Origin of the sequence: Actinomadura macrotermitis (genome assembly GCF_009604375.1) — a bacterium.
Lineage (GTDB): Bacteria > Actinomycetota > Actinomycetes > Streptosporangiales > Streptosporangiaceae > Spirillospora > Spirillospora macrotermitis.
The window spans coordinates 1,580,636-1,606,100 of the sequence record NZ_WEGH01000002.1; the positions used below are offsets into that span (position 1 = coordinate 1,580,636).

General features: G+C 73.8%; 25 protein-coding genes. 11 read left to right on the forward strand and 14 right to left on the reverse strand.

What is annotated here, in order from left to right; genetic code table 11:
* Positions 1-57 precede the first annotated feature (57 nt).
* Complete coding sequence (locus ACRB68_RS19405; RefSeq protein ID WP_328594422.1) at positions 58-903, forward strand: 3-methyladenine DNA glycosylase; 846 nt, start codon at positions 58-60, stop codon at positions 901-903.
* Between the two features lie 7 nt (positions 904-910).
* On the opposite strand, the gene ACRB68_RS19410 is transcribed toward ACRB68_RS19405, so the two are convergent.
* Positions 911-1,309, reverse strand: coding sequence for a winged helix-turn-helix transcriptional regulator (locus ACRB68_RS19410; protein WP_153534097.1), 399 nt, complete (start codon positions 1,307-1,309; stop codon positions 911-913).
* A gap of 113 nt (positions 1,310-1,422) precedes the next feature.
* Between ACRB68_RS19410 and ACRB68_RS19415 the strand changes: the two genes are divergently transcribed.
* Positions 1,423-2,367, forward strand: coding sequence for an NADP-dependent oxidoreductase (locus ACRB68_RS19415; protein WP_153535152.1), 945 nt, complete (start codon positions 1,423-1,425; stop codon positions 2,365-2,367).
* Here the strand turns inward: ACRB68_RS19415 and ACRB68_RS19420 are convergent.
* Positions 2,351-3,205: a poly(ethylene terephthalate) hydrolase family protein gene (locus tag ACRB68_RS19420; protein WP_153534099.1), complete on the reverse strand. Its 855-nt coding sequence runs from the start codon at positions 3,203-3,205 to the stop codon at positions 2,351-2,353. The two genes, ACRB68_RS19415 and ACRB68_RS19420, sit on opposite strands and share 17 nt — an antisense overlap.
* Positions 3,206-3,476: 271 nt before the next feature.
* On the opposite strand from ACRB68_RS19420, the gene ACRB68_RS19425 reads away from it, so the two are divergent.
* On the forward strand, positions 3,477-4,697 hold the full coding sequence (locus tag ACRB68_RS19425; RefSeq protein ID WP_153534100.1) for a lipase family protein: 1,221 nt from the start codon (positions 3,477-3,479) through the stop codon (positions 4,695-4,697).
* A gap of 13 nt (positions 4,698-4,710) precedes the next feature.
* Here ACRB68_RS19425 and ACRB68_RS19430 read toward each other — a convergent pair whose 3' ends face one another.
* The 5 genes from ACRB68_RS19430 to ACRB68_RS19450 all read right to left on the reverse strand — a co-directional run bounded on the left by ACRB68_RS19430 (position 4,711) and on the right by ACRB68_RS19450 (position 9,051).
* Positions 4,711-5,352: a class I SAM-dependent DNA methyltransferase gene (locus ACRB68_RS19430; protein WP_153534102.1), complete on the reverse strand. Its 642-nt coding sequence runs from the start codon at positions 5,350-5,352 to the stop codon at positions 4,711-4,713.
* Positions 5,349-7,283 carry an FtsX-like permease family protein gene (locus tag ACRB68_RS19435; protein WP_207709737.1) on the reverse strand — a complete coding sequence of 645 codons (1,935 nt, stop codon included), beginning with the start codon at positions 7,281-7,283 and terminating at the stop codon, positions 5,349-5,351. The genes ACRB68_RS19430 and ACRB68_RS19435 overlap by 4 nt, the downstream gene beginning before the upstream one ends.
* 3 nt (positions 7,284-7,286) lie before the next feature.
* Positions 7,287-8,015: an ABC transporter ATP-binding protein gene (locus tag ACRB68_RS19440; RefSeq protein WP_153534104.1), complete on the reverse strand. Its 729-nt coding sequence runs from the start codon at positions 8,013-8,015 to the stop codon at positions 7,287-7,289.
* 90 nt (positions 8,016-8,105) lie between these two features.
* The gene (locus ACRB68_RS19445) at positions 8,106-8,543 is read right to left on the reverse strand and encodes an iron chaperone (RefSeq protein WP_153534106.1); all 438 of its coding nucleotides are present in this window, start codon (positions 8,541-8,543) and stop codon (positions 8,106-8,108) included.
* A gap of 52 nt (positions 8,544-8,595) precedes the next feature.
* Positions 8,596-9,051: a carboxymuconolactone decarboxylase family protein gene (locus ACRB68_RS19450; protein ID WP_153534108.1), complete on the reverse strand. Its 456-nt coding sequence runs from the start codon at positions 9,049-9,051 to the stop codon at positions 8,596-8,598.
* A gap of 175 nt (positions 9,052-9,226) precedes the next feature.
* Here ACRB68_RS19450 and ACRB68_RS19455 point away from each other — a divergent pair, with 175 nt between their 5' ends.
* On the forward strand, positions 9,227-11,683 hold the full coding sequence (locus ACRB68_RS19455; protein ID WP_328594424.1) for a tetratricopeptide repeat protein: 2,457 nt from the start codon (positions 9,227-9,229) through the stop codon (positions 11,681-11,683).
* Between the two features lie 196 nt (positions 11,684-11,879).
* Here the strand turns inward: ACRB68_RS19455 and ACRB68_RS41380 are convergent, their stop codons facing one another.
* Complete coding sequence (locus ACRB68_RS41380; RefSeq protein WP_328594425.1) at positions 11,880-12,719, reverse strand: LysR family transcriptional regulator; 840 nt, start codon at positions 12,717-12,719, stop codon at positions 11,880-11,882.
* Positions 12,720-13,125: 406 nt separating this feature from the next.
* Here ACRB68_RS41380 and ACRB68_RS19465 point away from each other — a divergent pair, with 406 nt between their 5' ends.
* The gene (locus ACRB68_RS19465; protein ID WP_207709739.1) at positions 13,126-13,863 is read left to right on the forward strand and encodes an alpha/beta fold hydrolase; all 738 of its coding nucleotides are present in this window, start codon (positions 13,126-13,128) and stop codon (positions 13,861-13,863) included.
* Between the two features lie 154 nt (positions 13,864-14,017).
* The gene (locus tag ACRB68_RS19470) at positions 14,018-14,632 is read left to right on the forward strand and encodes a dihydrofolate reductase family protein (RefSeq protein WP_153534112.1); all 615 of its coding nucleotides are present in this window, start codon (positions 14,018-14,020) and stop codon (positions 14,630-14,632) included.
* Positions 14,633-14,693: 61 nt separating this feature from the next.
* On the opposite strand, the gene ACRB68_RS19475 is transcribed toward ACRB68_RS19470, so the two are convergent.
* On the reverse strand, positions 14,694-14,954 hold the full coding sequence (locus ACRB68_RS19475) for a GntR family transcriptional regulator (protein ID WP_153534114.1): 261 nt from the start codon (positions 14,952-14,954) through the stop codon (positions 14,694-14,696).
* A gap of 186 nt (positions 14,955-15,140) precedes the next feature.
* Between ACRB68_RS19475 and ACRB68_RS19480 the strand changes: the two genes are divergently transcribed.
* The 3 genes from ACRB68_RS19480 (at position 15,141) to ACRB68_RS19485 (ending at position 16,761) form a co-directional block, all read left to right on the forward strand.
* Positions 15,141-15,431: a hypothetical protein gene (locus ACRB68_RS19480; RefSeq protein WP_153534115.1), complete on the forward strand. Its 291-nt coding sequence runs from the start codon at positions 15,141-15,143 to the stop codon at positions 15,429-15,431.
* On the forward strand, positions 15,428-15,559 hold the full coding sequence (locus ACRB68_RS42085) for a hypothetical protein (RefSeq protein ID WP_268890384.1): 132 nt from the start codon (positions 15,428-15,430) through the stop codon (positions 15,557-15,559). The genes ACRB68_RS19480 and ACRB68_RS42085 overlap by 4 nt, the downstream gene beginning before the upstream one ends.
* A 101-nt stretch (positions 15,560-15,660) precedes the next feature.
* Positions 15,661-16,761, forward strand: a complete 1,101-nt coding sequence (locus tag ACRB68_RS19485) for a hypothetical protein (RefSeq protein ID WP_153534117.1) — start codon at positions 15,661-15,663, stop codon at positions 16,759-16,761.
* Here the strand turns inward: ACRB68_RS19485 and ACRB68_RS19490 are convergent.
* The 4 genes from ACRB68_RS19490 to ACRB68_RS19505 form a co-directional block, all read right to left on the reverse strand.
* Complete coding sequence (locus ACRB68_RS19490) at positions 16,731-17,903, reverse strand: Cmx/CmrA family chloramphenicol efflux MFS transporter (RefSeq protein ID WP_153534119.1); 1,173 nt, start codon at positions 17,901-17,903, stop codon at positions 16,731-16,733. The two genes, ACRB68_RS19485 and ACRB68_RS19490, sit on opposite strands and share 31 nt — an antisense overlap.
* Before the next feature lie 146 nt (positions 17,904-18,049).
* Complete coding sequence (locus tag ACRB68_RS19495) at positions 18,050-18,535, reverse strand: hemerythrin domain-containing protein (RefSeq protein WP_153534121.1); 486 nt, start codon at positions 18,533-18,535, stop codon at positions 18,050-18,052.
* Positions 18,536-18,683: 148 nt separating this feature from the next.
* Positions 18,684-20,276: a tannase/feruloyl esterase family alpha/beta hydrolase gene (locus ACRB68_RS19500; protein WP_153534122.1), complete on the reverse strand. Its 1,593-nt coding sequence runs from the start codon at positions 20,274-20,276 to the stop codon at positions 18,684-18,686.
* A 133-nt stretch (positions 20,277-20,409) separates the two neighbouring features.
* Positions 20,410-23,811, reverse strand: a complete 3,402-nt coding sequence (locus ACRB68_RS19505; RefSeq protein ID WP_153534124.1) for an indolepyruvate ferredoxin oxidoreductase family protein — start codon at positions 23,809-23,811, stop codon at positions 20,410-20,412.
* A 137-nt stretch (positions 23,812-23,948) separates the two neighbouring features.
* Between ACRB68_RS19505 and ACRB68_RS19510 the strand changes: the two genes are divergently transcribed.
* Positions 23,949-24,431: an Lrp/AsnC family transcriptional regulator gene (locus ACRB68_RS19510; RefSeq protein ID WP_153534126.1), complete on the forward strand. Its 483-nt coding sequence runs from the start codon at positions 23,949-23,951 to the stop codon at positions 24,429-24,431.
* On the opposite strand, the gene ACRB68_RS19515 is transcribed toward ACRB68_RS19510, so the two are convergent.
* A complete protein-coding gene (locus ACRB68_RS19515; RefSeq protein WP_153534128.1) occupies positions 24,428-24,985 on the reverse strand; it encodes a TetR/AcrR family transcriptional regulator in 558 nt (185 codons plus the stop codon). The genes ACRB68_RS19510 and ACRB68_RS19515 overlap by 4 nt on opposite strands.
* A gap of 86 nt (positions 24,986-25,071) precedes the next feature.
* On the opposite strand from ACRB68_RS19515, the gene ACRB68_RS19520 reads away from it, so the two are divergent.
* Positions 25,072-25,464, forward strand: coding sequence for a nuclear transport factor 2 family protein (locus tag ACRB68_RS19520; protein ID WP_153534130.1), 393 nt, complete (start codon positions 25,072-25,074; stop codon positions 25,462-25,464).
* Position 25,465 lies beyond the last annotated feature (1 nt).

The window sequence follows — 25,465 nt, forward strand, 5'->3', positions numbered from 1 at the left end:
CCCCAACATCAGTTATCGCCCGAATCGTAACCGCGCGAACCCGCATAGCATGCACCGGTGGAGGTTCTGAGTCCCCAGCAGTGGCGCGCGCGGGCCGCCGCGCACCGCGCGCGGATCGAGGCGTGGACGGCGCCGCACCTGGCCCGCCGCGAGGCGGGCACGGCCCACCCGGTCGAGGACTTCCTGTTCACCTACTACAGCCACCGCCCGGCCCGCCTCGCGCAGTGGCACCCGGGCGCGCACGTGGTGCTGCGGGGCGCCCGCGACCACGGGCGCGACTACCTGGACACCCCGGACGGCGCCACGGTCGACGTCGCCTCCCTCATGGAGCGCCGCCGCGCCTCCGTCGCATGGATCTCCAGGCTGCTCACCGCGACGGCCGCCCGCCCCGCCTTCCACGGCTGCTTCGGGCTGCACGAGTGGGCGATGGTCTACCGCGCGCCCGAGGTCCGGCACGCGTCCTGGCCGATGCGCCTCGCCCCGCCGGCGATCGCGGCGGTCGTCGAGGAGCGCGGCGTCCGCTGCAGCCACTTCGACGCGTTCCGCTTCTTCACCGACGAGGCGCGCCCGCTGAACGCCCTGCAGCCGTCCCGCGACACCCAGCACGACCTGGAGCAGCCGGGCTGCCTGCACGCCAACATGGACCTGTACAAGTGGGCGTACAAGCTGTCGCCGCTGGTCGCCTCCGAGCTGGTCGCCGACTGCTTCGGCCTGGCCCGCGACATCCGCCTGATGGACATGCGGGCCAGCCCCTACGACCTGTCGGCGCTCGGGCACGAACCCGTCCGCGTCGAGACGCCCGAGGGCCGCGCCGAGTACGCCGCCGCCCAGCGCGCCTTCACCGAACGCGCGCGGCCCCTGCGCGCCCGCCTCATCGAGGCGTGCGAGCGCCTGCTGGCCTGAACGCCGGTCAGGTCACCGGCCGCGGCGCGGCGGCGGCCCGCGCGTCGAACTCCGCCCGCGTGGCGAGGATCTCCGGGACGTGCGCGGCCGACCACTCGGCGATGGCGGTGGTCAGCTTCCCGGCCTCGGCGCCCAGCCCGGTCAGCGCGTACTCCACCCGGGGCGGGACGGTGGGGTACACCGTGCGGCTGACCAGGCCGTCGCGCTCCAGCGCGCGCAGCGTCCGCGTCAGCATCTTCTGGGTGATGCCGTCGAGCGCCCGGCGCAGCTCGTTGAACCGCATCGGCCCCTCCTGGCGCCGCAGCGCCGCCAGGACGTACAGGGTCCACTTGTCGGCGAGCACCTCGACGACCGTGCGGGAGGGGCAGTCGCGGCGGTAGGTGAGCGGCCACTGGGTGGTATCCATGGGGTACCTAGATATCAAACAGGTGCCTTCTTCACAACGGATACCGGTCTCCACCAGCATGTGTACCGGTACCAGTGATCGAGAACGAAGGGACCGGGCGGATGAACCCTCGCATGCTCGCCGTGAGCCAGCGCTCCTACGGCGGACCGGAGGTGCTGGAGGTCGTGGAGACCGGGCGCCCGGAGCCGGGGCCGGGCGAAGTGCTGGTGCGGGTCCGCGCGGCGGGCGTCAACCCGGCCGACCGGCGCATCCGCTCGGGGGAGATACGCCGGTTCGGGGAGCCGCCGTTCACGCTCGGCCTCGACCTGTCCGGCGTGGTCGAGCGGGTCGGCGCGGGGGTGCGGCGGTTCCGGCCGGGCGACGCGGTCTTCGGCAACGCCTTCCCGCCCCGCGGCGCCTACGCCGAGTACGCGGTGACCGCCGAGGACCGGCTCGCCGCCCTGCCGCCGCACCTGGACCACGTGCACGCCGCCGCGCTGCCGACGGCGGGGCTCACCGCCTGGCAGCCGCTCACCCGCGTCGCGCCCGTCGCGGCGGGGCAGCGGGTGCTGGTGCACGCGGCGGCCGGCGCGGTCGGCCACCTGGCCGTGCAGATCGCCAAGGCGCGCGGCGCGTACGTGATCGGCACCGCCCGCGCGGCCGGGCACGGCCTCCTGCGCGACCTCGGCGCGGACGAGGCCGTCGACTACACCGACACCGATTTTGCCGAGGCCGTCAAGGACGTCGACGTCGTGCTGGACCCGATCGCCGGCGACTACGGGCCGCGCTCGCTGCGGACCCTCGCGCCGGGCGGCGTCCTCATCGACGTCCGCGGCAGCGGGCCGGACCGGACCGCTGTCCGGCGCGAGGCCGAGGCGCGCGGCCTGCGGTTCGCCGAGTTCGGCTTCACCCCCTCGGGGGCCGACCTGGCCGAACTCGCCGCCCTCGCGGGCGACGGCCGCCTGCGGGTCGCGGTGGGGGAGGTGCTCCCCCTCGCGCGGGCGGCCGAGGCCCACGAGCTGAGCGCGTCCGGCCGGGCCGAAGGCAAGATCGTGCTGAGCGTCAGCGACCGGCGCTGAGCGCGGAGGACGGCCCCGGGACCTGCTCGGCCTTGGCGTTGCGCGTGACGACCGGCCACGCCGGGCTGGAGCAGATGCCGCAGTGGTCGCCGAAGAACAGGCCCCGGGCCCGCTCGTCGCCCATCAGCTGGAGCCGGAACCACGCCGTGGTGATGCCCCGGTAGTCGCCGCCGTCGCCGAGCGGCGTGAAGTGCGTGGCCCCGGCGCGTTCGGCGTAGATGGCCGGAACCTGGCCGGAGCTCTCGTAGAGGCTCCGGACCGAGGCGGGGGAGACGATGACGTCGTACTGCCCGGCCAGGTAGAGGGTGGGGCCGTGCAGGCGGGACGGGTCGGCCCGGCCGCCCGGCTGGATCGGGACCGAGGTGATGATCCGCGGGTCCTGCGCGGCGTTGACCGTCCCGGCGCCGCCCTGCGAGTGCCCCGACGCCCCGATGCGCTTCAGGTCGACCTTGCCGTGGAAGGGACTGCCGCTCTGCTTGTCGGCCTTGGCCAGCAGGTCGATCCCGGCGCGCATCTCCTGGCCGCTGCCGGAGAAGGCGGTGTTGGCCGCCGCGACGATGAAGCCGTGGCTGGCCCAGTGCCGCAGCAGCCCGTCGTAGATGACGGGGATCGCGAACGTCCCGTTGCCCCACACGATGACGGGGTGCCGGCGCGGGCTCTTGGCGATGTCGCTCGGGTAGTACAGCGTCGTGTCGCCCTGCACCTGGAACGAGACCTTGTAAGGGCCGGGGCCGTCGAACGACGGGGCGGCGGCGTGCGCGGGAGCCACCAGGAGCGCGAGCGCGGCGAGGACGGCCGCCGCCAGGGGCAGCAGCCGTCCGCCGAGGATGAGACGCATCCGACCTCCTCGGGTGCGGCAAGCCCTCATGCGGTGGCTCGCCTCATGGATGCGCCATTCTGAGCGGGCGCCGCCGGAATCCGCCATGGGTGATTTCGACAGCGTTCCCGCGCGCGCTTGTGAGTTCGGCTGAGCAGGGCTCGTGGGGGGCGCCGGATCAGTGCCGCGGTGAGTATTCGCCATGTCTATTAGCTTCCGCGTCTAACAAGACGGGGCGATGTGACCTGCTTCACGCTGGAGGCCCCGTCCCGCCCCCCGAAGAGGACCCCCCTTGAGACACGGAACCTTCCGCCGCGCGGCTCTGGCCATCGGAGCCGGCGCCCTGCTCTCCCTGGGCGCCGCACCCGCGGTCCCGGCGAGTGCCGACACGCCCCCCGCCCCCGCCGACGACCCCTTCTACCAGCCCCCCGCGCCGCTGCCCGGCGGCAAGGCCGGCGACATCATCCGCTCCCGCCCCGCCAAGTACCCGATGTCCTCGGCGGTCACCTCCACCCAGGTGCTGTACCGGTCGCAGAACGCCACCGGGAACGACATCGCGGTCTCGGGCACCGTGCTGGTGCCGACCAAGGCGTGGACCGGCAAGGGCCCCCGCCCGCTGGTCTCCTACGCCGTCGGCACCCGCGGCCTCGGCGACTCCTGCGCGCCGTCCTACTCCCTCAGCAAGGGCCTGGACTACGAGCAGATCCCCATCAACGACCTGCTCAACAAGGGCTGGGCGGTCGCCGTCACCGACATGGAGGGCCTCGGCACCCCCGGCGGCCACACCTACATCGTCGGCCAGTCCTCGGGCCGCGCCGTCCTGGACATGGCCCGCGCCGCCCAGCGGCTGCCCGGCTCCGGCCTGGACGCCGCCACCCCCGTCGGCGTCCTCGGCTACTCCCAGGGCGGCAGCTCCGCCGCCTGGGCCGCCGAGCTGGCCGCCTCCTACGCGCCCGACCTCGCCCTCAAGGGCGTGTCGGCCGGTGGCGTCCCCGCCGACCCGCTGGCGATGCGCAAGTTCCTGGAGGGCGGCCCCTTCACCGGCCTGATGTTCATGGCCGCGCTCGGCTTCGACAGCGCCTACCCCGAGCTGAAGCTGGACTCCTACCTCAACGACACCGGCAAGAAGCTGAAGGCCAAGTACCAGAACGTCTGCATCGCCAGCTTCGACCTCGGCCCCGTGCTCGCCGACACCGCGTTCCGGCGCATCAGCGACTTCACCACCCGCAGCCCCCTGGACGACCCCGCCTGGCTGGCCCGGTTCGCCGCCAACAAGCTGGGCTCGGTGCGCCCCGGCGTGCCGGTCTTCCAGAGCCACGCCTTCGCCGACGAGCTCGTCGGCTACGACCAGGGCAACGCCCTGCACAACGACTGGTGCAAGCTCGGCACCAACCTGACCTGGAAGACCTACGGCGCCGCCGAGCACCTGCTCGGCTTCCTGCGCGCCTGGCCCGACGCCACCAACTTCCTCAACGACCGCTTCCAGGACAAGCCGGCCACGAGCAACTGCTGACCCTAAGGACGGGTCAGGACGGCTTGCGGAGGAGCAGGGCCGCCTGCGAGGTCGGCTCCTGCTCCTCCGGCTCGCGCAGCATCCGGGCGACCTCGGTGAAGCCGGCCTCGGTCAGCAGGTGGGCGGCGGCGTCGGGCGTCCAGCGGTGGAACTCCAGCGACACCTCGTGGCCGAACGCCTCGCTGTAGCGCTTCGGCTCCTCGCCCACCTGGAACGCCACCAGCAGGTGGCCGCCGGGGGCGAGGAGCCGGTGGAACTCGGCGAAGATCGCGGGGACGCGCTCGGGCGGCGTGTGGATGATCGAGTACCAGGCGCTGATGCCGGCCAGGGAGCCGTCCGGCTCGTCCAGGGCCGCCATCGACCCCTGCCGGTAGGCGACGTGCGGGTGCTCCGCCCGCGCGATCTCGAGCATCCCCGCCGACAGGTCGACGCCGAAGACCTGGACGCCGAGCGAGTGCAGGTACGCGGTCACGCGCCCCGGCCCGCAGCCGACGTCGGCGACCGGGCCGGCGTCCCGGACCAGCTCGGCGAACGCCGCGAGGATCGCCCGGTCGAGCGGCCGGTCCTCCAGGACGGTGCGGTACACCTCGGCGTAGTCGGCGGCGATGGCGTCGTAGGACGCCCGGGTCGTCTGCACATAGGCGGGTTCGGTCATGCGGGCACGCTACCGGCGTACCGGACCGGTGGCTCGCGGGTCGCCGCCAGTGTCCCGGCGGCGCTCGTCGCCGCCGTCACCGCGAACGCCCCGCCGGCCAGCGCCGCGGCCAGCCCCCACGGGAGGGCGAGGACGCCCGGCGTGGCCAGGAACGGGGCGAGCGCGCCCGCCGCGACCGCGCCGCCGAGCAGCAGCCCGATCGCGGTGACCGCGCCCGCCTCGATCAGCGCCGCGGCGACGACCTGGCCCCGGCCGAGCCCGGTCAGCCGGGCCACGGCGAACTCGCCCTTGCGCTCGGCGCCCGCGATGAGCATCGCGTTGACGACGGCGAGCGCCGCGTACAGCCCCGACAGCCCCATCAGCACGGTCATGATCCCGTCGTTGCCGCGCTGCTGCGCCGCGACGCGGCCGTCCGCCCAGGCCGCGACCGTGCGCACCTCGCCGAGGCCCGCGGCGCGGATGCGGCCCGCGACCTCGGCGGCGGGCACGCCCGGCGCGACCTGGACCACGGTCTCGGCGGGGGCGCGGGCCGCGACGTCGGCGGGGATCAGGTCGCGCGGCACCAGGAACCGGTCCGCGCCGTTCTCCAGCGTCTCCGGCAGGGACGCCACGACCCGCAGCCTCAGCCGCCGGTCGCCGATCCGCGCGGTGACCGGCGCGCGGGTGCGGACGCCCTCGTTCGCCATCCCCGGCGCGAGCGCGATCGTCGCGCCGCGCAGCCGGTCCAGCGAGCCCGACCGCTCGGGGAGGGCGTGCGTGCGCCGGTACGCGGCGGCGTCGACCGCGACGATCCCGGCGTGGTAGACGGCGTGCCGGACCGGGTCGTCGCGCGACTCGCGCTGCGCGACCCGCACCGACATCTCCACCTGCAGCTGCGGCGAGGCGGCCGCGACGCCCGGCACGCCCGCGATCCGGTCGGCCTGCGCGCCGGTGGACGACACCACCAGGTCGCCCCGGGTGATCCGCCGCAGGTCCAGCCCGGTGGCCTTGGCGACCGAGTCCAGCGTCCCGGTCAGCCCGACGGTGAGCGCGACCAGGACGATCAGCGGCGCGGCGGTGGCGGCGCTGCGGCGGACGCCGTCGCGCAGGTTGGCCTGCGCGAGGTCGCCGAGGGTGCTCGCGCGCAGCAGCGCGCCGAGCAGCCGGCCCGCGAGCGGCACCAGCAGCGGGCTGAGCCGGCTGAGCGCGACCGCGCCGAGCAGCGAGACCGCCATCCCGATCATGACCGCGCCGAGCAGGTCGGCGCCGCGGCCCGCCGCCACCAGCGCGACCGCGCCGGCCAGCAGGGTCCCGCCGGTGATCCAGCGGCCGGCCGTCATCACCCGCGCGGCCTCCCCGACGTCGCGCAGCGCCTCCAGCGGCCGCACCCGCATCGCCCGCACCGACGCGCCGAGCACGCCGAACACCGCGATTCCGACGCCCACACAGAGCGAGATCGGGAGCAGGCTGAACGACCACGCCGGGCTGAACGACTCCGGCAGCATCCCCAAACCGATGAGCAGCTCGGACTGCACCCACGTGGCGGGCAGTCCGACGACGACTCCGGCGGCGGACCCGAGCAGCCCCAGCAGCACCCCTTCGCACAGCAGCAGCAGAAGCAGATGTCCGCGTCCCGCGCCGAGGGTGCGCAACAGCGCCAGGTCCGCGCGGCGCTGCGCGACAGTGAACGCGAACGTGGACGCGACGATGAACACCGCGAGGAAGCAGGCGAGCAGCACCGTCATCCCGAGCAGCGTCGCCGCGCCGGCGTAGCCTTCGCGGATCTGCTCGGCGCGCAGCCCCGACACGCCCGGCGGCACCCGCGGCTCGCCCGTCGCCATCAGTGTCTGCAGCGCCGACTGGACGAGCGCCACCCCGAACGTCACCGTCAGGATCGCGCCGATGAACAGCTGCCAGCGGTCCCGGACCGTGGCCAGCGACAGCGTCAGCACCGCTCAGCCTTCCAGCCGGACGAGCCGGTCCGCGACCTGGTGCGCGGTCGGCCGGACCAGCCGGTCCACGATCCGCCCGTCGCGCAGGAACACCACGGCGTCCGCGCGGGCCGCCGCGCCCGGGTCGTGGGTGACCATCACGACGCTCTGCCCGCCGTCCACCATGGCGCGCATCAGGTCCAGGACGGTGCGCGCCGACGCCGAGTCCAGGGCGCCGGTCGGCTCGTCGGCGAACAGCACCGCCGGGCGGACGACCATCGCGCGGGCCAGCGCGACCCGCTGCCGCTGCCCGCCCGACAGCTCCTTCGGCCGGTGCCGCAGCCGGTCCGCGAGCCCGACGTCGGCGAGCGCCGCGCGGACCCGCGCGCGGGAGACGCCCGCCCCGGCCAGCCGGGCGGCCAGCGCCACGTTCTGCTCGGCCGTCAGCGACCCGATCAGGTTGAAGTTCTGGAACACGAACCCGACGGTGCGGCGGCGCATCGCGGTCAGCACCCCTTCGGGGACCCCGGTGACGTCGCGTCCCGCGAGCCGCACCCGGCCCGAGTCGGGCTGCTCCAGCCCGGCGGCGCAGTGCAGCAACGTCGACTTGCCCGACCCCGAGGGGCCCATCACCGCCGTCCACGACCCGGACGGGAACGCCAGGCTCACCTCGTCCAGCACCCGGACGCGCGCGGCGCCGCGCCCGTACTCCTTGGTCACCGCCTGGAACTCCGACACGGGCTCGTTCTGCATGTCCCTGATCCCACCGGACACGCCCGCCCGCCGGAATGGCCCTGCCACCAATCCGGGGGTAGGGCAGGCCCTACCCCCGCCGGCGGGTCCTCAGCCGGCCGCCTGCTTCACGAGCTCGCCGATCCGCGCCTCGGTGTCGGAGGTCAGCTTCGTCAGCGCGAAGGCGGTCGGCCACATGGCGCCGTCGTCGAGGGCCGCCACGTCGTTGAAGCCGAGGGTGGCGTAGCGCGCCTTGAACTTCTGCGCGCTCTGGAAGAAACAGAGCACCTTGCCGTCCTTGGCGTAGGCGGGCATCCCGTACCAGAGCTTCGGCGTGAGGTGCGGCGCGGCGGCCTTGACGATCTCGTGCACCCGCTCGGCGAGGACGCGGTCCGCCTCCTCCATCTCGGCGATCTTGGCGCGGACGTCGGCCTCGCCGTCGGCCTTGGCCTTGCCGCGGCGCGCGGCCTTCTTCAGCTCCGCGGCGTGCTCCTTCATCGCGGCGCGCTCGTCCTCGGTGAAGCCGTCGAACTTCTGCGTTGCGGTCATGGCGGGACTCTCCTTTTCGCAGGTAATGAACTTGGATGGTAGGGCGGGGCGGCTATCCCCAGGCGCCGGCGATCTGCCGGGTGGTGGCGTTCAGCCGGTTGAACATGTTGGTGACGCCGATCATCAGCACGATCGCGGCCAGCTGCTTCTCGTCGAAGTAGGTCGCGGCGGTGTCCCACACCTCGTCGCCCACCGCGTCGGGGCGGTCGGCCAGCCGCGTCGCGGCCTCGGCCAGCGCCAGCGCCGCCCGCTCCTCCTCGGAGAAGTAGGGCGCCTCGCGCCAGGCGGCGACCAGGGCCAGCCGCTCCTCGCTCACGCCGGCCTTGCGCGCCGTCTTGACGCCGCCGTCCACGCAGGCGCTGCAGCCGTTGATCTGGCTGACCCGCAGGTGCACCAGCTCCAGGGTCTCCCCGGCGACGCCGCCGCTGTGCACCGCCTTGAAGATCTCCTGGATGGGCTGCATCGCGCCGGACAGGACGACGGCGGGGTTCTGCATCCGGGACTGCATGGGTTTCTCCTTGTTCTGGGCGGTTCCCCCGTTCCCCGGGGGCATGACCCAATTCCAGCCGGATGGGCCTACGATGACCACGACGGTGGGACACCCTGGGACACCCGAAACGGCCCTGACCTGCGGCGGCGCGGCCCGGGAGACCTCCGCCGGCGCGGGACAGGGAGGCGGGGACGTGCAGCACAGGACCGACCCACAGCAGGAGCTGGCCGCCCGGCTGCGCCTGCTCCAGGAGCTGTCCGGGCTCGGCGTCCGGGCCCTCGCCCGCGACACCGGCCTCAGCTCGTCGTCGCTGTCGCGCTACCTCGGCGGCCAGACGGTGCCGCCCTGGTCGGCGGTGCTCGCGCTCTGCCGCCTGGTCAAGCGCGACCCCCGCCCGCTGCGCCCCCTGTGGGAGCGGGCGTCCAACCCGCTGCCGGCGCCGCCGAAGACCAGCCGCCAGGTCCAGCCGCCCGCGCCGCCCGCCGGGGCGCCGCGCCCGCCCCGCAACGACCTGCCGCGCGACGTCCCCGACTTCACCGGGCGCGAGGCCGAGCTCGCCGCCGTCCTCGCCGCGGTGGAGGAGAGCCGGGTCGTCGCCGTCGACGGCATGGCGGGCGTCGGCAAGTCCTGCCTGGCGGTGCACGCCGCGCACCGGCTCGCCGCCGGCTACCCCGACGCCCAGCTTTATGTGGACCTGCACGGGTTCACCGCCGGGCGGGAGCCGCTCGGCCCCGACCCCGCCCTGCGGGCCCTGCTCGCCGCGCTCGACGTGCCGTCGGAGAAGATCCCGCAGGAGGGCGGCATCGAGCCGCTGGCCGCCTGCTGGCGGTCCGAGCTGGCGCACCGGCGGGCCGTGGTGGTCCTGGACAACGCCGCCGACGCCGAGCAGGTTCGCCCGCTGCTGCCCGGCGCCGGGCCGTCCGTCGCGCTGATCACCAGCCGCAACCGGCTGCTCGGCCTGGACGAGGTGCCGCCGGTGTCGCTGGACGTGCTGTCGCCGGCCGAGAGCGCCGAGCTGCTGGCCCGCGCCAGCGGCGCCGACAACCGGCTGGCCCGCGACCCCGAGTCCTCCGCCGAGGTGCTGCGGCTCTGCGGCCACCTGCCGCTGGCGCTGCGGCTGGCCGCGGCGCGGCTGCGGCACCGGCCGGGCTGGACCGTCGGCATCCTGGTCGAGCGGCTGGCCGAGGGCGCCACCGAGTTCGACACGGCGGTCGCCATGTCGGTGCGGCAGCTGGACCGGGCGCAGCGCCGCTTCTTCCGGCTGCTCGGCCTGGTGCCCGGCTCGTCCTTCGACGAGTACGTGGCGGCGGCGCTGGCCGACGTCCCGCTGCGCACCGCCCGCGCCGCGCTGGAGGACCTGCTCGACGCGCACCTGGTCCAGGAGGCGGCGGCGGGCCGGTACCGGCTGCACGACCTGGTGCGCCAGCACGCCCGCCGGGCCGCCGAGGAGCAGGACCCGCCGGCCGAGCGGGAGCAGGCGCTGCGCCGGGTGCTCGACTACTACGTGCACGCGGCGGCCGCCGCCGACGCCGCGGTGTCGTACCTGCCGGCCGCCTGCCGGCCCGGCGCGGGCCGCCGCCCGGCCGAGCTGCCGTCGTTCCCCGGCAAGCACGCGGCGCTCTACTGGTTCGTCACCGAGTACACCAACCTGATGACCGTCTTCGAGACCGCGGTCGCCGCCGGCGCCGACGCGCACGTGTGCGAACTGCCGCGCTTCATGCGGGCCTTCTTCGCGCGCCGCTGCGGGACGACGCACCTGAACGTCCTCTTCGAGCGCTCGCTGGACGCCGCGCAGCGCCTCGGCGACCCGCTGCAGCTCGCCGAGGCGCACAGCGACCTCGGCTTCGCCCGCTACAACGCGGGCCGGATGGCCGAGGCGGACGCCGCCTACGAGGCGGCGGCGCCCCTGGTCTCGCAGGCGGGTAACACCAGGTCGGAGGCCGAGCTGACCATGCGCCGCGGCTACCTGCGCTGGGACGAGGGCCACGTCGAGGAGCCGCTCGACCTGTTCCGGCTGGCGGGCCGGCTGTACACCGACGCCGGCTGCCCGACGGGCACGGCCCACGCGACCGCGTACGAGGCCTGGGCGCTGCTGCAGCTGGGCCGCCGCGAGGAGGCGGCGCGCCTGGCCCGCGCGGCCCTGGCCGCCCCCCACACCGACCCCGCGTGGCCGCCCACCCTGACGGCCCGCATCACCCTCGGCGTGGCCATCGCCCCCGAGTCCCCGGACGAGGCGATGGACCACCTGGGCCAGGCGCTCACCCTCGCCCGCGAGGACGGCCACAAGCACAACGAGGCGTGGTGCCTCAACTGCCTGGGCGTCGCCCTGCGCCAGGCGGGCCGCCACGAGGAGGCCCTGGCCAGCCACCGCCAGGCGTTCGCCCTGCTGGACGAGCTGTTCGAGGAGCACTGGAAGATCCACTTCCTCGACGGCTACGCCGAGACCTGCCGCCTGGCGGGCCTGCCCGAAGAGGCCCTCCACCTGCACCGCCAGGCCTTGGAGCTGGCCCCGAAACTGGGCTACCGCCACGCCGAGGCCCTGGCCCACGAGGGCATCGCGGCGGTCCTGGAGGAGACGGACCCCGCCGAAGCGGCCGAACACCGCACGGCGGCCCAGGCCATCCTCCAAGACCTCCGCCCCGAATCCTGACGCCGGCGGCGGCTGGCCGTGGCGGACATGTCACAGTTGCCGGGTTCTGGCCCGATACCCCGCGCCGGGTGTGGCAGGTGCCGGCGTTGCGCGCCGGGATCGTGCCGGCGTGCGCCGAGGACGTCCTCACCTCACTCGCCCGCCACCTCGAACGAGCACCGCCCGCCAAACAACCGGCGAACTCAATGCGCAGACACTAGAGGCGTGTCGCGGTGCGGACGAGGTCGGCGACGGCTTGGGATCTGCTGTGCGGCGGCCAGGCGATGACGGTCGTGACAGCCGGTGCGTCCGGCACCGGCACCGTCGCGTGACCCTCGCGCAGGTGGGCTCGGAGGGACTCGGGCACGACCGCGCAGGCCCGTCCGAGCGCGATCAGCTGGAACAGCTGGGTGTGGTCGCGCACCTGCGGGCCAGGCCCGTCCGGATAGCCACCGTCCTGGCGGGGCCAGCGCGGCAGGGGCAGATCCGTCAGGGCGCTGACCTCGGCCATCGACATATGGGGCCGGTCGGTCATGGGGTGCCCCGCGGGCAGGACCACGACCTGCGGTTCGGTGTGCAGGTCCTCGGTGTCCAGTCCGGCCGTCGTGTCGAAGGGCCGCTGGAGCAGAGCGACGTCGGCGCGCCCGTCGCGTAGCAGCCTTTCCTGCTCGCCGGGCCCGCACAGCATCACCTCGACCGCGACAGCGCCCGGTTCGGCGGCGTAGGCGGCCAGCAGCTTCGACACCAGTTCGCCGGCCGCTCCGGCTTTCGTGGCCAGCACCACACCGGGCCGCTCGGCAGCCGCGCGGCGGGTGCGGCGCTCGGCGGCTTCGACCGCGTCGAGTGCGGCCCGGGCCTCCCGCAGAAGCACCGACCCGGCGTCGGTCAAGGCGACTTGGCGAGCGGTGCGGTGCAGCAGAACCACTCCGAGCCGCCGTTCGAGCTGCTGGATCGCCCGCGACAGCGGTGGCTGCGCCATGGCGAGCCGCTGCGCCGCCCGCCCGAAGTGCAACTCCTCCGCGACGGCGACGAAATAGCGCAGCTCCCGCGTCTCCACCGCGTCATCGTATCCAGCGCTGACCACGACCGATACCCGTGCGGTATCGCCGCCCACCCAGTCGGACTTGGACGCCCCACCCGAGTCCGCACCAGGATCGATGACGTGAGCGAACAGAAGATCGCACCGGTGACCGGTGCGAACAAAGGGGTCGGATAGGAGATCGCGGCGGGCGCGGGACCAACAGCGCCGCGATCGCGATTCGCCTCGCGCCCCTGCCCTGCGACGGACCGACCGGCGGATTCTCCGACAACGCCGGACCAGTGTCCCGGTAGCGACCACACCCGCGCGAACCGCACGACCTGGGGGAGCACGCCCGGCGCGAGCGGAAGACCCGACGGCTGCGGCGTCTCCTCGACCATCCCGTTCACACCAGTGGCGAAATAACAGCCAAAGGAGCCCAATCATGTCCGAAACCGTCCAGCTGACCGAGCCGGGCGCGCCCGTGGTCGTCCTGGTGCACGGAGCCTATGCCGACGCCTCCGGGTTCACGGGGGTGATCCGTGAACTGACGGCCGCCGGGCACCGCGTCGTCGCGGCACCGAACCCCTTGCGGGGCCTGGCCGGTGATGCGGCCGTGGTCCGCGCTGTCGCCGGTGGGATCCACGGCCCCGTCCTGCTGGTGGGGCACTCTTACGGCGGTGCCGTGATCACGCAGGCCTCCGCCGGCCTCGACAACGTGGCGGGTCTGGTCTACATCGCCGCGTTCGGCCTCGACGAGGGCGAAAGCTGCGCCGACCTCATCGCCCCCTTCCCGCCCTCGATGCTGGCCGAAACCATACGGCTGACCTCCTACGAGGCGCACGGTGCCGCAGGCGGCCCGGACATGTACATCGACCCGGACGGCTTCCACGAGTCGTTCTGTGCCGACCTTCCCGCCGAGATGGCCCTGGCCATGAGCCTCGCCCAACGGCCGATCGCGGCAGCGGCATTCGCCGAGCAGGCCACGGGGGCCGGGTGGAAGTCCATCCCGTCCTGGTACCAGATCGCCCGGCACGACAACGCCCTCTCCCCTCAGGCACAGCGCTTCATGGCCGAGCGGATGGGCGCGAGCACCGAGGAGGTCGACGGTTCCCATGCGGCCTTCATCGCCCAGCCGCGCCGCACGGCGGACCTCATCAAGGCGGCGCTCAGCAAGCTCTGAACCGGCCTCGCAGGGCAGAAGGAGCCCGGCGCAGGACTCGCCCTACGCGCCGGGCTTCCCCCTTATGTGGACAGCATCCACAATGGTGTGCCATGATCGAGCCGCACCACAAAGTGGACGCCATCCACATAAGGCTTGAGAAGGAGAAACACTCATGAGCAAGCTTGTCGTCTCGACGTTCCTGACCCTCGACGGCGTCATGCAGGGCCCCGGCGGCCCCGGCGAAGACGATTCCAACGGCTTCCGCCACGGCGGCTGGCTCGTCCCGCACGTGGACGAGGAGTTCGGGCAGATCATGGCCGACCAGCTCACCGCCGCGACCGGGATGCTGCTGGGCCGCCGCTCCTACGACATCCTGTCCGCGCACTGGCCGAACGTGCCCGACGAGGAGGGCGGCGCGCTGATCAACGGCATGGCCAAGTACGTCGCCACCCGCTCGCCGCTGACCCCCGCGTGGAACAACACCGAGGTCCTGGTGGGCGATGCCGCCCAGACCGTCGCCGACCTGAAGAAGTGCACCGACGGCGAACTGCTGGTCCAGGGCAGCAGTGACCTCATCGCCACCCTCCAGCGCGCCGACCTGATCGACGAGTACCGGCTGCTGACCTTCCCCGTGGTCCTGGGCGAGGGCAAGCGCCTGTTCGCCGCCGGCGCGGCCCCGGCGAACCTGAGGCTGACCGCCGTCTCCAGCACGCCCGCCGGTGTGGTGTACAGCGTCTACCGGCGGACCGGCGACCTCGCCTACGGCACCGTCTCCCCGAACGCCTGATGCCCGCCCGGCGCCTCCGCGCGATCATGGCCGGCCGGGCGGAGGCGGGCCGGCGCGCTGCTCAGGCGTCGGCGGCAGGTTCTTCCGGCTTGGCGATCACGAACGTGCCGCGTCCGTGGGTGGCGCGCGTCAGGCCGCGCTCGCGGAGCAGGCGCACGGCCGCCTCCGCCGTGCTCTGGGAGACGCCGAACTCGTCCGCGATGGCCCGCACGGCGGGAATGCGGCGGCCCACCTGATACGTCCCCGCCGCGATGCGCCGGGTGATGGCGGCGGCCACCTGCTCGAACAGCGGCTCCGGCCCGTCCAGGTCGATCTCTCCCATAACAGGACACGCTATGCCACCTGGGGATATGCCAAGACACCCCAAGACTCACCAGCACTGAAAACGACTTCACAAGACACAGCAAGACACTTGTCGTACGGTGGGGAATGAAGGCGGCCCCGGACGAGCGATAGCAGCGCTGGTCCGGGGCCTGAGGAGTCACGCCCCCAAGAAAGGCGGAACCCCATGACCCCCGAGCGTAAGGCCCCGCTGGAAGCGCTGGGCATGGTTCTGCGCGCGCACAAGCTGCAGGCGCGGATGAACCCGGACGGGCTGCACGTCCTCAATCCGCACGTCGACGGATGCTGCGGGCCGCACCCGTCCGACGTGGTCAGCGTCCGGCCCCGCGAGGACGACGGCGGCCGGCTGTGGTTCTACACCTCGTGGGGTCATCCCTTCGCCGAGGCGGACCGCATCACCGACGCGGTGCTCACGCTGAAGGAACTCCTCAACGGCAAGCCGGGCGTGGCGCTGTGAGCGTCGGCGAGGTGTTCGTCGTGTGGGGGATGGTCGCGTGCTGCATCGCCCTGTCGGCCGGAGCCGCTGCCCTGCTCGCCGCCGCCCGGCGCAAGGCCCGCTACCAGGGGAGACGGCGCGTGCGGTGATGGAGGGGTCATGGTCCCCTGTCCACTACCGGACATGCCCTCCCGAGTATTTAGCCAGTGAACACTGGCGTCTTTATGGCTCGGTTCGGATGATGTCGGACATGAGATCGTTTTCTGCTCGGCTGGCCGCCACCGCCGTCGCGTTCGTCGCCCTGGCCCCTGTGTCCGCCGCACACGCCGAACCCACCCCCGCCACGCTGAATGACGTCCCGCTGCCGTTCCTCTGGCCCAGCGCGGGGGTGTACAGCGTCGCCGCCGTCTCCGACACCGAGGCGTGGGTCGCCGGGGTCCAGGGCAACGTCGGTGCCAACGGGGGCAACGGGGGCAACCCGGTGGTGCGCCGCCGCGTCGGGTCGCAGTGGAAGGAGTACCCGCTCAACGGCTGGACCGGCAACGGCCGCATCTCGCAGGTCGTCGCGTATAACGGCGAGGTCTGGGTGCAAGGCGTCCAGGGTGTCAAGAGCACCTCGGGGGAGCGACTGTATTTGGCGCGGTTCGACGGGACGGCCTTCCAGCCCGTCGCCCCGCCGGAGGGGGTCGCCGACGGCTGGGCCTCCGACACGCGCCTGTGGATGGGCCCGGCCGGCGTGTGGATCCAGGTCTCCGAAAAGGTGGGCGACGATGGGATCGGGCCCAAGCTGTATCGGCGCGTCGGCACCTCCTGGCAGGCCGACGCCCTGGCCGGCCAGTTGACGAACGGGCTGCCCGACCTCCAGGCGCTCAGTGCCACCGCCGCGTGGACCGGCGGCTGCCGTTTCAACCCCGGCACCGGTCGCAACGAGTCGGCGGTCCTCCGCTGGAACGGCTCCGCCTGGACGGCGATGCCCGCGCTCCCCGTCGCCGACTGCGTCGTCAGCGTCGCGCCTGCCGCGGGCGGCGTGGTCTGGGCGCTCACCCCCTTCGACCTGTTCAAGTGGGACGGCACGGCGTGGACCAAGGCCCCCGAGGGTCCCGACGGCCCGTACAAGAACGGTTACGGCGAGAAGGTGCGGCTGGACAAGGACGGCAACCCGGTCGTGATCGCCAGCGACCTGTACCGGTCCGCCACCAAACCGCCGATCCGTCTCGTGGGCGGCGCCTGGCAGAAGTTCACCACCCCGACCGCCACGTGGGCGATCGACCTGTCCGTCGCGCCGGGCGGGCGGATCTGGGTGACGGGGAGCTCAGTGGTCTATTCGCCCATGCTGCTCGCCACCCCCTGACGCGCGAGCACGCCGCGGAAGGGGAGCGCGACCAGCAGCGCGGCCAGGACGAGGAGGCCGCTCACCCAGAGCGGCCCGGTCGCCGTGCCGAGGGCGGCCGCGGCGATGGGCGGCCCGGCGGCGGCGCCGGCGTTGAGGGCCGCGGTCGCGTACGAGCCCGCCATGGTGGGGGCGCCCGCCGCCTCGTAGAGGACGCGCGTGATCAGCGTGCCGCCGAGCGCGAACGACAGCGCGCCCTGCGCGAACACCAGGGCGAGCAGGGCGGGCGGCTCGCCGGCGAGGAGGGCCAGGGCGGGCCAGCCGGCGAGCAGCAGCGGCCCGCCGGCCGCGACGACCAGGCCGGGCCGCCGGTCGGACAGGCGCCCGGCGAGGGTGACGCCCGCGAAGGACCCGGCGCCGAAGAGCACCAGGACGACCGGGATCCACCGCTCGCCCAGCCCGGCGGCGCCGGTCACGACCAGGGCGAGGAAGGTGAAGCTCGCGAAGGTCGCCGCGTTCACCAGCGCGCCGAGCAGCATGACCAGCAGCAGCCGCGGGCTCCTGAGCTGCGCGAGCTCCGCCCGCAGGGCCGGTCCGCCGGTCGTGTCCGCCTGGGCGGGCCGCGCCGGGAGCCCCTTGAGGACGCCGAGGGCCGCGGGCAGGCAGAGGAGGGCGACGGCCCAGAACACGGCCCGCCAGCCGAGCAGCGCGCCGAGCACCGCTCCGCCCGGGACGCCGGCGACCGTGGCGATCGTCGTGCCCGACAGCAGCACGGCGAGCGCGCGCCCCTTGCGGTCGGGGGAGACGAGCGCGGCGGCGGTCGTCAGCGCCACGGCGAGGAAGCCCGCGTTCGCGAGCGCGGCGACGGCCCGGGTGGCGAGCAGCACCGGGAAGCTCGCGGTGACGGCGCCGACGACGTGCGCCGCCGCGAACACGAGGACGAACCCGAGCAGGCTCGCCCGTCCCGGCCGGTTGCGGGCGAGCCCGGCCATGAGCGGCGCGCCGACGACCATGCCGATCGCGAAGGCCGAGGTGAGCAGGCCCGCCGACCCGGCCGACACGCGCAGATCGGCGGCGATGTCGGGCACGAGGCCGGCGAGCATGAACTCCGAGGTGCCCATGGCGAAGACCGCCAGGGCGAGCAGGTACAGCGGAAGAGGCATCGAGATGCTCCGGGGCGAGGAGAGGCGGGAAGGCGTCTCGTCACCGCGGCCAGCACCCGGGTACTGGTTCAGGGGGCTGACGGCGCGTGACCGAAAGCCCCCTCCTTGTCCGCTTCGGGGCTCGACATGATCTCTACGCTACCCGGTCACAGCGGCCCGAGGGCGGTGCCGGGCGCCAGGTCGAGGTCCAGTGCCGCCAGCGGGCCGAGCAGCTGCCGCTCCTCGTACTGGAAGTGCGACTCCATGATCGCGGAGAGGCCGTCCAGGTGGGACGACAGCCGCTCCGGCGGAGCACCCGAGTTGAGCGCCTGCTCGAATTGCCGCAGCAGCGACGCGATCAGCTCGTGGTCCTGCTGGAGCTTGGCGATCGTGGGGCGCAGCTCGGGATGGCGCTCGGCCAGCTCGGGGAACAGCGCGTCGTCCTCGCTGACATGGTGGCCGCTGAGCGCGGCGCAGAATCCATGGCAGTACAGCAGGAGATCGTTGCCCGCCGACGCGGCGTCCCCGGCGTCGATCGCCTCTCGCGCGAGCCGCAGCGCCCGGCGCAGCCGCTGGTGCACGGCCGCGAGTTCTCGGTTCCAGGCGACGATCCTGTTCTCGTCGCCCGCTTTCTCAGACGGGGAAAGGGTCATATGACCGGCCTTCCGGTCCGGCGCCTCCATGCCTGACGCGGTCCGCCACCGGCACGCGACGCTGCCCAGAGCATAAACGATCATGCCCGGAAGCGGCGCGGGACCCGGTCACGGGCCCGTCCGGCGTTCCCGGACGAGCCCGTGGCGGTCAGCGCGTGTAGAGGTACTCGCCCGCCCACCGGATGATGTCGCGGGTCGGCCGCCCCGCCGCCGGGACGAAGTTCGCCGCGTCGTTCACACTGCCCGTCCCGTCGTAGCGGGCCCGCAGCGGGTAGGCGAACACCGGGCGGGTGCGGGCCGCGCCGTGCTCGTCGGTGCCCGACGCGACGACCTTGTCCGGGGCGGTGCCGCGCTCGACCCAGTCCATCAGGCCGGGCAGCGGGTCGAACGTCTGGAGCCGGTAGCCGCCGAGCCCGCAGTGGTACATCGTCGGCGCGAGGAACGCGCGCGCCCACGTGCGGGTCGCGGCGAGACCGCCGTTGCGGCGGGCGAGCCGCGCGTAGTAGTCGAGCGTGCCGACCGCCGGGATCGACTGGTCGGCCCAGCCGTGCCAGAGCACCAGCTTGCCGCCGCGCCGCCGGAACCGGTCCAGGTCCAGGCTCATCGCGTTGCCCTTGGCGCCCTCGGCGGTGAGCCGCCGCAGTTCGGCGGCGGTGAACCGGAATTGCGCGACCGACGAGTGCGGCGTGCCGATCGGGTAGCCGGCGTACTTGAGGTAGTTGTCGGCCAGCGGCGCGATCGTGCCGTACGGCCCGGCGACCGACGAGCCCTCCCAGCCGAGCTCGGAGCCGCGCGAGGCCCAGCCCGGGTAGAGCCGGCGGCCGTGCGGGTCGCGCGGCCCGTCGTACAGCCTGCGGGCGACGGCGACCTGCGCGGGGGTGAGGCAGTCGGGCCGGTCGGTGTCCGGGGGGCACTGCAGCCGCACCGGGTCGTAGGTGCACGTGCGCGGGTCGTCGATCTGCCCGTCGGTGAGCCCGTCGAGGCGGTCGCAGGACTTCAGGACGGCCGCGTGCAGCGCGGGCAGCTTGGCCGGGGTGAGCACGGGCCTGCCGTCCGGCCCGTCGTTGACCCTGGCGAGCCAGGTGAAGTACACGCCGAACAGCGCGCTCATGTCCTGCGCGGGCGCCCCGGCGACGATGCCGTCGAAGTCGTCGGGGTAGCGCTGTGCGAGCAGCAGCGCCTCGCGGCCGCCGGTCGAGCAGCCGTCGAAGTAGGAGCGCTTCGGCGGCGCGCCGTAGAACTCGGCGATGACGCGCTTGGACGCGACCGACACCGCGTGCGGGGCCCGGTAGAAGTAGTCGTCGCGGGCCTGCTGGTCGTGTGCGGCCCAGGTGCCGTCCATGATGTTCACCGGGAACGGCCCGGCGCCGGTGTGCCCGTCGTCGGTGACGGCGACGGCGGCGTCCCCGTCCAGCCCGCCGGGCCCGCAGCGCGGGAACCGGTCCGGCGGGAGCTGCACCCCGCACAGGCCGTGGCAGCCGAACTGGACGTAGCGGCCCGCGTAGGTACCGAGCGGAAGCCGCAGCCGGAACCCGATCTTCGACCCGGCCGTCCCGCGCACCTCGCAGTAGGCGGGCTGGCCCCCGGTCGCCGCCACCTCGGCGGCCTCGGTGACCCGGGCGTCGCCGTACTCCCGCACCAGTTCCCGGCAGGACGGCGCGGCGGCCTCCGCCGTCACCGCGCTCAGCCCGGTCATGACCATCATCAGCGCCAGCGCCGATGACAGGATCCTCCATCGCATCGCGTGCCTCCCTCGTCGCGTCTCATCCACGCGTCGAACGGAGGGCCGCGAGATCGACACGGCCGCCGGACTTCTTTCGTGTGCCCGGAAACGCCGCGGCCCCCGGAGGTCCGGGGGCCGCGGCGGTCCGAGGTCAGGCGACGGGCTGCGCCGTCCGGGCCGTCCGCCAGGACGCCATCAGCGCGCGCAGCCGCTCGTGGTAGCGGGCGACGTTCGCGGTCTTGACGTCCTCGTAGCCGCGGACCATGTCCGGCAGCGCGGCGATCTCCACCGCCAGGTCGTGCCGGCCCCGGTCCAGGTCCGCGACCAGCTCGTCCACCACGGCCAGGTACTCGGTGACCAGGCGCCGCTCCACCCGCCGCTGCTCGGCGCCGCCGAACGGGTCCAGCGGGGTGCCGCGCAGCCGCCGCATCGCGCGCAGCACGTGGAAGGCGGGCCGCGCCGACCGGCCGAGCGCGATCTTCTTGTCCATGCCGAGCGCGCGCAGCACCGGCGGGTGCAGCATGTACTTCACCGTCGCGCCCTCGCCGAACTGCTCCTCGACCTTCTCCCGCAGCGCCGGGTCCAGGTGCAGCCGCGCGACCTCGTACTCGTCCTTGTAGGCCATCAGCTTGAACAGGTTGCGGGCGACCGCGAGCGCGAGCGGCTGCCCGGTGACCCCGGCGGCCTTCTCGGCGCGCTCGACGCGCCGCACCGTGTCCAGGTAGCGCTTGGCGAGCGCCACGTCCTGGTAGGCGGTCAGCTCGGGGACGCGGACCGCGAGCACGTCGGCGAGCGTGGCCTCGGCCGGCTTCGGCTTCTCCGCCGCCTTCCCCCACGACGGCTCCAGCACCAGCCGCCGCCCGGCGCGGAACGCCTGCACGTTCCGCTCGACCTGCACGCCGTTGACCGCGAGGGCCTCCTCGACGGCCTTGGCCGACAGCGGCAGCAGCCCCGCCTGGTAGGCGGCGCCGACCACGACGAAGTTGGCCGGGGTGGCGTCGCCGAACCACTGCTCGGCGAGCGCGAGGGCGTCCAGCGCGACCAGCGCGTCGCCGCGGGCGCGCCCGGCGATCCGGCGGACCAGGCTCGCGGCCGGCGGCAGCTTCGCCGCCGTGTCGGTGATCATCTGGCCGGTCGGCACCTCGCCGGTGGACACCACCGCGCCGGTGCGGGCCGCGTCGCAGCGCGCCAGGTTGACGTCGGAGGCGCCGGCCAGGGCGTCGAACACCAGGTAGGCGTCCGCGCCGCCGGTGCCGATCATCGCGGGCCGGTCCGCGGCGTCCGGCGCGATCCGCAGGTGCGACACGACCGCGCCCGCCTTCTGGCTGAGGCCGGTCTGGTCCAGCGCGCGGGCGTGCCGGCCGTCGATCATCGCGGCCATCGCCAGCACCTGGCTGACGGTCACCACGCCGGTGCCGCCGATGCCGACCAGCAGCACGTCGGCGGCGTCGGGGACACGCGCCGGCTCGGGCAGCTCGCCGATCGGCTCCAGCGTCGCGCGCGCCTTCTTCTTGCCCGGGACGACGGTGAGGAACGACGGGCAGTCGCCGTCCAGGCACGAGTAGTCCTTGTTGCAGGACGTCTGGTTGATCTGGGTCTTGCGGCCGAACTCGGTCTCCACCGGCTCCACGCTGAGGCAGTTGGACTTCACGCCGCAGTCGCCGCAGCCCTCGCACACCGACTCGTTGATCAGCACCCGGGTGACCGGGTCGGGCGCCTGCCCGCGCTTGCGCTTGCGGCGCGTCTCGGCCGCGCACGCCTGGTCGTACAGCAGCACGGTGACGCCCTTGATCTCGCGCAGCTCGCGCTGCACGTCCTCCAGGTCGTCGCGGTGCCGGACGGCCACGCCGGGCGCCCACGCGGCGCCGCGCGGGTACTTGCCCGGGTCGTCCGCCACCACCACGATCTTGGCGACGCCCTCGGCGTGCAGCATCCGGGTGATCGAGACCGGGTCGGTGCCGCCGTCGGCGTCCTGCCCGCCGGTCATCGCGACCGCGTCGTTGTACAGCAGCTTGTAGGTGATGTCGGTGCCCGCCGCGACGGCCTGCCGGATGGCGAGGCTGCCGGAGTGGAAGAACGTGCCGTCGCCGAGGTTCTGGAACATGTGCGGGGTGCCGCTGAACGGCTGCGCGCCGACCCACGCCGCGCCCTCGCCGCCCATCTGCAGGGTGCCGATGCTGCGGTCCATGAACGCGCTCATGATGTGGCAGCCGATGCCGCTCGCGGCGATCGACCCGTCCGGGACGGTGGTGGAGCGGTTGTGCGGGCAGCCGGAGCAGAAGTAGGGCGTCCGCGACGCCGACAGCAGGTTGATCTGCGGCTTGCGCGGGCGCAGCACCGGGTGCCGCAGGTCCACCCGCTCCTCGCCGAGCCGCTCGGCCAGCGGCTTGGCCAGCGCGCGGGTGAGGCGGTCGGCGTCCAGGCCGCCGTCCAGCGGGATGAGCGGCTTGCCGAGCACGGCGGGCCGGTCGGCCAGGTCGTACAGGACGTGCCGGATCTGCGTCTCGACGAACGCGCGCTTCTCCTCCACCACGATGATCTCGCGCAGGCCGGCCGCGAACTCGGTGACCTTCGCGGCGTCCAGCGGGTGGATCATGCCGAGGCGCAGCAGCCGCACCCCGGCGCGGGCGAGGCCCGCCTCGTCCAGGCCGAGCCGGTCCAGCGCCTCGCGCAGCTCCAGGTAGGTGCGGCCGGCCGCGACCAGGCCGATCCGCGCGTCGCCGGCCGCGCCCTCGATCCGGTCGATGCCGTTGGCCGCCGCGAACGCCGCCGCGGCCGCGAGGCGGCCCTCCAGCACCTCGCTCTCCAGCGCGGTGGTGGTCTTGATGTCGATGCCGGGCTTGCGGGTCACCTTCCAGCGGCGGCCGCGCCAGGCGAACTCCGGCAGGACGGGCGCGTCCACCGGCGCCGCGTCCACCACCTCGAAGCCGTCGGCCACATCCGTGACGATCTTGAAGCCGGTCCAGGCGCCGCTGAACCGCGACATCTCCAGGCCGAGCCGGCCGAGCCGCAGCACGTCGCCGACCGACGCGGGCACCAGCACCGGCATGAACGCGTCGGCGAGCGCGCCCTCGGTCGCCGACGGCAGCGTGGAGGACTTGCACGACGGGTCGTCGCCCGCCACCACCAGCACCCCGCCGCGCTCGCTCGTGCCGAGCCAGTTGGCGTGCTTGAAGGCGTCCAGGGAACGGTCCACGCCGGGCGCCTTGCCGTACCAGAGGCCGAACACGCCCTCGAAGCGCGGGTCCGGCAGGTGCTGGGCGAGCTGCGACCCGCACACCGCCGTCGCCGCCAGCTCCTCGTTCACCCCCGGCACGAACCGGATGTCGTGCGCCTCCAGCAGCTTCCCGGACCGCTGCAGCTGCTGGTCCAGGCCGCCGAGCGGCGAGCCCCGGTACCCGGAGACGAAACCGGCGGTGGACCAGCCGCGCAGGACGTCCGCCCGCTTCTGGTCGAGCAGCAGCCTGACCAGGGCCTGCACGCCCCCGAGGGCGATCCGGCCGGACTCCAGTTCCAGGCGGTCGCGAAGGCGGGCGGACGGTGATGCGGTCATGGGACACCTCGCGCGGGGCGGGACACTGTGATCCAGGTCATTGACCCTCGCGGGCTGCGCACCCTGCAAGATGATGTACTGGAAATTGAGCGGATTGCTCAGGGATCGCCCTGTTCGGTGCCCGGAGGTTGAGCGTTATGGTGCGCGTCGACATGCTCGACATCAAGATCCTGCGGCGGCTCGTCGAGCAGCCCCGCATCGGCGTCACCGAGCTCGCCGCCCGGCTCGGCATCGCCCGCAACACCGCGCACGCCCGCGTCGAGCGGCTGGAGCGCGACGGGGTGATCGGCCACCGCGGCCGCGAGGTCGACATCGGCGCGCTCGGCTTCGAGCTGACCGCGTTCGTCACCCTGGAGGTCGCGCAGGGGCGGCTGCGCGAGGCCGCGGCGTCGCTGGCGGCGATCCCGCGCGTGCTGGAGGTCCTCGGCATCACCGGGCAGGGCGACCTGCTGGTCCGCGCCGCCGCGCCGAACGGCGGGCAGCTGCACGAGGTGATCGACGCGATCCTGGCGTGCCCGGGGGTGCGGCGCAGCACCACCTCGATCGTGCTGACCCACCAGGTGCCGTTCCGCGTCGGCCCGCTGCTGGAGGACGAGGAGCGCCGCCGCGGCGCGCACTAGGGCGCGGCGGCGAGGACCAGCTCGGCCAGTTCGCGGGCGGACGCGCCGGAGCCGGTGGCGCCGGCCGCCAGCGCCCCGTCGATGAGCAGGGAGAGCTGGGCTGCGGCGTGGACGGGCCGCGGATGCCCGAGTTCGCGCAGTTCGTGTTCCAGCAGCCCCCGCACGCGCTCGCGGTAGGCGCGGGTGACCTCGTGCCCGGGATGGTCGGGATCGGGAAGGGCGAGGTCGGCGGCCAGATAACGGCAGCCCCGGAAGTCCGGCCTGGTGGTGACCTCGGCGATCCCGTCGAAGACGGCGAGCAGGCGGGCGCGCGGGTCGTCGCCCGCTTTCCGCATGGTCTGCCGGTAGAGCTCCACGTCCTCGGCGGTACTGCGCCGCAGCACCTCCACGATCAGCCCGTCCTTGCCGCCGAAGTGCTCGTACAGCGAGCGCCGGGCCACGCCGGCGGCCTTCAGCAGCGCGTCGACGCCGACGTTCATGCCCTGCGCGTACGTCAGCTCCTGGGCGGCGTCCAGCAGGCGTTCGCGGGGGCCGGGCGCGGTGCGGGTGCTCATGGTGCCAGCCTGCCACCCGTTGACGAGTAGATCAACCGTTCTATATGGTCTGAGTAGACCGACCGATCTATCTAAAGGATCCGAGCATGGCGCTCCGCACCACCACCGAGGTCATCGACCGCTTCAACCACGCCTTCACCGCCCGCGACACCACCGCCCTCGCCGGCCTGATCGCCGAGGACTGCGTGATGGAGTCGGTCCAGCCGGCCCCCACCGGCGAGCGCGTCGAAGGCGGCGCGGCCTGCCTGGCCTGGTGGAGCACGCTCATCGAGGACCGCACCAGCCGGTTCGAGCCGCAGGAGGTCGTCGTCGCCGGCGACCGGGCGACGATCCGCTGGCACTTCCACTTCGGCACCGGCCCCTCCGACTGGGTGGAGGGCGTGAACCTCATGCACGTCCGCAACGGCCTCATCGTCGAGGCCCTCGGCTACAGCAAGACGGCCGGCGAGGTCCCCCTGGCCACCGAGACGGGAGCCTGAA

Excerpts from the sequence above, each read along its gene's own strand:
- ACRB68_RS19410 (WP_153534097.1), bottom strand. The coding sequence starts at position 1,309 with ATGGATACCACCCAGTGGCCGCTCACCTACCGCCGCGACTGCCCCTCC.
- ACRB68_RS19415 (WP_153535152.1), top strand. The coding sequence starts at position 1,423 with ATGCTCGCCGTGAGCCAGCGCTCCTACGGCGGACCGGAGGTGCTGGAG.
- ACRB68_RS19420 (WP_153534099.1), bottom strand. The coding sequence starts at position 3,205 with ATGCGTCTCATCCTCGGCGGACGGCTGCTGCCCCTGGCGGCGGCCGTC.
- ACRB68_RS19430 (WP_153534102.1), bottom strand. The coding sequence starts at position 5,352 with ATGACCGAACCCGCCTATGTGCAGACGACCCGGGCGTCCTACGACGCC.
- ACRB68_RS19440 (WP_153534104.1), bottom strand. The coding sequence starts at position 8,015 with ATGCAGAACGAGCCCGTGTCGGAGTTCCAGGCGGTGACCAAGGAGTAC.
- ACRB68_RS19445 (WP_153534106.1), bottom strand. The coding sequence starts at position 8,543 with ATGACCGCAACGCAGAAGTTCGACGGCTTCACCGAGGACGAGCGCGCC.
- ACRB68_RS19450 (WP_153534108.1), bottom strand. The coding sequence starts at position 9,051 with ATGCAGTCCCGGATGCAGAACCCCGCCGTCGTCCTGTCCGGCGCGATG.
- ACRB68_RS19465 (WP_207709739.1), top strand. The coding sequence starts at position 13,126 with ATGTCCGAAACCGTCCAGCTGACCGAGCCGGGCGCGCCCGTGGTCGTC.
- ACRB68_RS19470 (WP_153534112.1), top strand. The coding sequence starts at position 14,018 with ATGAGCAAGCTTGTCGTCTCGACGTTCCTGACCCTCGACGGCGTCATG.
- ACRB68_RS19475 (WP_153534114.1), bottom strand. The coding sequence starts at position 14,954 with ATGGGAGAGATCGACCTGGACGGGCCGGAGCCGCTGTTCGAGCAGGTG.
- ACRB68_RS19480 (WP_153534115.1), top strand. The coding sequence starts at position 15,141 with ATGACCCCCGAGCGTAAGGCCCCGCTGGAAGCGCTGGGCATGGTTCTG.
- ACRB68_RS19485 (WP_153534117.1), top strand. The coding sequence starts at position 15,661 with ATGAGATCGTTTTCTGCTCGGCTGGCCGCCACCGCCGTCGCGTTCGTC.
- ACRB68_RS19490 (WP_153534119.1), bottom strand. The coding sequence starts at position 17,903 with ATGCCTCTTCCGCTGTACCTGCTCGCCCTGGCGGTCTTCGCCATGGGC.
- ACRB68_RS19495 (WP_153534121.1), bottom strand. The coding sequence starts at position 18,535 with ATGACCCTTTCCCCGTCTGAGAAAGCGGGCGACGAGAACAGGATCGTC.
- ACRB68_RS19500 (WP_153534122.1), bottom strand. The coding sequence starts at position 20,276 with ATGCGATGGAGGATCCTGTCATCGGCGCTGGCGCTGATGATGGTCATG.
- ACRB68_RS19505 (WP_153534124.1), bottom strand. The coding sequence starts at position 23,811 with ATGACCGCATCACCGTCCGCCCGCCTTCGCGACCGCCTGGAACTGGAG.
- ACRB68_RS19510 (WP_153534126.1), top strand. The coding sequence starts at position 23,949 with ATGGTGCGCGTCGACATGCTCGACATCAAGATCCTGCGGCGGCTCGTC.
- ACRB68_RS19515 (WP_153534128.1), bottom strand. The coding sequence starts at position 24,985 with ATGAGCACCCGCACCGCGCCCGGCCCCCGCGAACGCCTGCTGGACGCC.
- ACRB68_RS19520 (WP_153534130.1), top strand. The coding sequence starts at position 25,072 with ATGGCGCTCCGCACCACCACCGAGGTCATCGACCGCTTCAACCACGCC.